Source organism: Bifidobacterium jacchi (assembly GCF_009078285.1).
Taxonomy (GTDB): domain Bacteria; phylum Actinomycetota; class Actinomycetes; order Actinomycetales; family Bifidobacteriaceae; genus Bifidobacterium; species Bifidobacterium jacchi.
Genome location: NZ_RQSP01000048.1, coordinates 1 through 4,180 on the forward strand (window position 1 = coordinate 1; position 4,180 = coordinate 4,180).

A 4,180-nucleotide genomic window follows, 5' to 3' on the forward strand; every position below is an offset into this window, starting at 1 on the left:
GCCATCAAGAGCGGCAAAACACACAGGTGTTGCAACCACCACTAAAATCCGCCCGCTAGTCGGAACCCACGGGGGGGGGGTATGTGTCCATATAGTGGCCCTGCGGCACCGATTTGTTACTACTGTATGTTCTTGACCTTGTTGTCGTAAAGATGTTTCTCAAACAGGCGTATATGGTAGCGGATGACGCACTGCATTCTTTGCATGGGCGTGAGCGTGGCGACCAACGAGGCCACGGCATCGGAATCCCGTTGCAACCGGTTAGCTTCAGTGGTTCGGGCATCCGAAGTCGTCCGTGCTTCGGACAATTGCTCGGTCATCGTATAATAACTTCGCGCCGGCATGATGCCCCGTTCGAGCGCAAAACGGAAATTGTTGATTCCGGCGGTCACGTTGTCGTGATAGAAGTCGAAACTGTGCTTCTTGTGCGTCACAGACCCGGCCGATTGCAACCAATGGTACAGTGGCACATCAATGTCGGCGACCTTGTCCATTCGATCGTAGAGTCTGCCCGCTACCATCACATCCTGTGCATACATGCCTTCCGGAAACCGGATATCATCCCATAATTCCCGTCGATACAGGCGGCACCAATTCGCCTCGTTGAAATAACGCGCCTCGCTGTTGCATCCCAACTTATCTCCGATCATGCGCAGACTTTTGCAGAAGACGGTTTGGTAAGCGGCGAGCGGATGGCGGAACACGGTGATATGCGACGGGTCTGGCGCTCCCTCGCGAGCCTGCAGCGCCGCGGTTTCCAATTGCGAGATGCCGAATTGCCTCCAGCGCGCCTTGCTCATATCGGCCCCGGTCGAGATAAGTGCACGGAACAATAGTTCGATGTTACGTCGATCAAGAATGTCGTCGTTGTCGGCAAAGGCGATGTACTGTCCCTGCGTGGCGTCCAAGCCGGTGTTCTGCGCGCGCGCGATGCCGCCGTTGGGCTGATGGACGACGGTAATGCGGCTGTCGCGAGCCGCATAATCATCGCAGATGATCGGAGACGTATCGGTCGAACCATCGTCGACGAGGATGATCTGCAGATTGCTGTAGCTTTGATTGACGATCGAGCCAAGGCAATACGGCAGATATCGTTCGGCGTTATACACCGGTACGATGATGGAGATTAGCGGATTGATGCGAAATTGAGACGGTACTGCGGTATCTGGCATACCCGATATTGTACCGCCTAAGGGATTCGCCGCTTCACCGGCTGGTGATGAGAAGATTCCCTTCGCTCGGGGGAACTGTGCATCTGCCGGCGAAGCGACGATGAATAGCAAACGTGCTGGTACTCGTGCCTAAACTGGGCGGGGTCAGGCGGCGGTGCCGGTGTTGGTGTCGGCGGTGTCGGCGGCCTTGCGGCGGCCGCGGCGCTTCATGATGCCGGTTTCGGATTGGGCGATGTTGAAGATGATGGCCTTATCGTTGACGTGCACCTCGCCGGCGAGGGTGTGGTAGGAGATTTCGCCTTCGGGAACGTCGGCGAACGTGAAATACGCGGACAGTGTGCCGACCAATGCGTCGTTGTGCACGGTGATCGACGCGGCCTGCTTCTCCGCGGGCTTGCTGAACTTGATGGAGCTATCGCTCTTGGAGCTGGTCGCCACGACGGCGATCTGCTTGGTGCGGTCGTTGACCAGCACCTTGACGTACGCCGGATAGCCGAGCGCGGCGGCGGTGGCCTTGTTGAAGCGCACGAACGTCGGCGTGACGGTCATGATGGATTTGCCGATCGGACGGCTCGGACGAATCTCGGTAAAGCCCTGCAGCAGTGGAGATGCCATAATATGTGCTCCTTTTCGTAGCTATGCGTAGATCATTGGCGTGTCAAATACATGCAAATAGATCATTGCAGCATTCGACTCTCAATGAGATTACATACATAATTAGCATACGTATTATCGGTGGACAATTGCTGATAACACTGTCAATAACCAGCGGAGATATCACAGCGGAGATATCGCTATGCATGGTATTGCCGCAATTATTCCATTGCTGCAATTGCGCCGCTATTGCAATGTTGTTATTGCAATGCCGCTATGCGACCATCTCGCTGTCGCAAACCTATACAAACCATGGTAAATACGCCGTTGATACCGCGAATAAGCAAAAAGACGCGTTCCAAACCGGGCAAACCAAGCCGGGCAAGCGCGCATGTATTGTTCAATCAATTTGCGCAAAACAATGTCAAATCACGCATGACCAGAATAATCAGAATAATCAGGCATGGCCATGCATGACTGGGTATAACCAGCATAACCATGTATAAACCATGCATAGCCATGCATAGCCAGACATAGCCAGACATAGCCAGACATAGCCACACATAACCACACATGGCCAGACATGACCAGACATGACAAAGCCCTGCGGGAACTCACTTCACCGCAGGGCTTCGTCCGTCCTGTCGCAGCGGCCATATTCGCTATCGCCAGACACCGCAGCTGCCGCTTTTCGCTATCGCCACGGCTACTTATCTCAGCTGTCGCCGCAACTCGCAACGCGCCAAGCGCGCCGTTCGCGTCACGAATTCGTCGCCGTGTAGCTCTTGTCGAACAGCGTCTTGCCGCTTGTGGTGTGGAACCACACGCGCACCTTGGCCGGGCCGCTCGTCTCGCACATGCTCTGCACCATGTTGGCGATCGACTCGAACGTGCTCTCCTAGCCGGCGAGCGAGCTTTCGATACTGCTCGTGGACCCGCCCATAGCGTTGCCGAGCTCGTCGCTCACCTCGTAGTCGTAGACGAGCGTGTCGCCCTCGCCGTAGACCTTGATCTTCATGCCGGAGCCTTCGAAGGATTGGCTCATGGACGAGATCTGATCCTGCACTTCGCTGGTCTTGGCGAAATCGGCCACTGACTTGTACATCTTGGTGCCGGAGGTCGAGCTGGAGCTGTCGTCGGAATTATCCGAGCTATTCGAATCCGAATTATCGTTGGAATTGCTGTCCGAATTCGTATCGGAATTATTAGAATCGCTCGAATTGGAGTCGGAATTATTCGAGTTGGAATCCGAGGAATTGCTGTCGCCGGACTTGTTCGAGTCCTTCGTTTGCGACTGCGTCGTCGAATCCTTCGCCTCGTTCTTGCCGTTGTCGCGGAACACGAAGTACCAGGTCAGACCGCCGGCGATCGCGAGCACGGCCAGTACCGCGACGATGATCGCCACGATCTTGCCGGTATTGTTCTTCTTGGGCGCCGGGCCGCCGTACGGAGAGCCGCCGTACGGAGAGTTGCCGTAGGTGGGCGGCACCGGTGCTTGGGGATCGTAGCCCTGCTGCCCGCCGAATTCGGGATTCTGCGGCGGCACCGCCGGCGGCATGCCGTATCCGCCGGCAGGTTGCTGGTTGAACTCGGCAGCCGGGTACGCCTGCGTCGGCTGGGTTTCAACGGAAGGCTGACCGTATGGCTGGGCTGGCTGCGGCTCCTGATACGCCGGGTACGCCTGCGTCGGCTGCTCCGGGGTGGGGACCGGTGCCGGCTGGCCGTACTGCGGGTAGCCTTGCGGGCCTTGCGGATTGGGATTATACGGCTGCGGCGAGCCATTGGGGGTGCTCATGTCAGTTCCCTTCTCCACGGCCACATGGTGAGCGTATGGCCGATGCTGGTGCAGGCTCCTCGGCAAGCCGCGTCGCCTGCTTGTTCCTTTATAAGGATACCCCTGTGTAACCGCTTCCATCAAGGTTCTTCACTATATCGTCAGACGCTGTTCAGATTGCGGGATTATCCGTCCGGCTCCATCCCTCTGGGATCATCGTGCCCCTTGGGATCATCGTACCCTTTGGAATCATCGTGTGCATGGCACGTACATAAGGGGCTCTGCTGATCGTGTGCATGGGGTGATGGAGAGTATGTCAGCGTGATCGTGTGCATGGAGCGTACATTCGGGGGAGCGACAGCCCTCCCGGCCGTGTTGGGTCGTTGATCGTGTGCATGGAGCGTACCGACGGAAAGCCCCTCAGAGACGTGAACGACCATTGCAATCATTGTGCCCCTTGGAATCATCGTGTGCATGGCACGTACACAACGAGGTGCGATGGGGCCCTTCCGGCCGTGTCGGGTTGTTGATCGTGTGCATGGCACGTACATAAGGCGCTGTTGATCGTGTGCATGGAGCGTACATCTACGCGATCGTGTGCATACGACGTACACGAAGCGCGCGTTTCACGTCTCTACAT

Annotated in this window: 2 protein-coding genes and 1 pseudogene; all 3 read right to left on the reverse strand. The window is 56.7% G+C overall.

The annotated features are described in order from the left end of the window. Positions 1–119 precede the first annotated feature (119 nt). Positions 120–1,172 (reverse strand): glycosyltransferase family 2 protein, encoded by a 1,053-nt coding sequence (locus tag EHS19_RS09310; RefSeq protein ID WP_151917481.1) that lies wholly within the window; start codon positions 1,170–1,172, stop codon positions 120–122. Between the two features lie 144 nt (positions 1,173–1,316). Beyond that, complete coding sequence (locus EHS19_RS09315) at positions 1,317–1,787, reverse strand: hypothetical protein (protein ID WP_151917482.1); 471 nt, start codon at positions 1,785–1,787, stop codon at positions 1,317–1,319. Positions 1,788–2,526: 739 nt separating this feature from the next. Continuing rightward, positions 2,527–3,681, reverse strand: a pseudogene (locus tag EHS19_RS11650) (DUF4854 domain-containing protein). Positions 3,682–4,180: the final 499 nt, after the last annotated feature.

What these genes read in the sequence shown, in the direction of transcription:
- EHS19_RS09310 (WP_151917481.1), bottom strand. Translation starts at nt 1,172, where the DNA reads ATGCCAGATACCGCAGTACCGTCTCAATTTCGCATCAATCCGCTAATC.
- EHS19_RS09315 (WP_151917482.1), bottom strand. Translation starts at nt 1,787, where the DNA reads ATGGCATCTCCACTGCTGCAGGGCTTTACCGAGATTCGTCCGAGCCGT.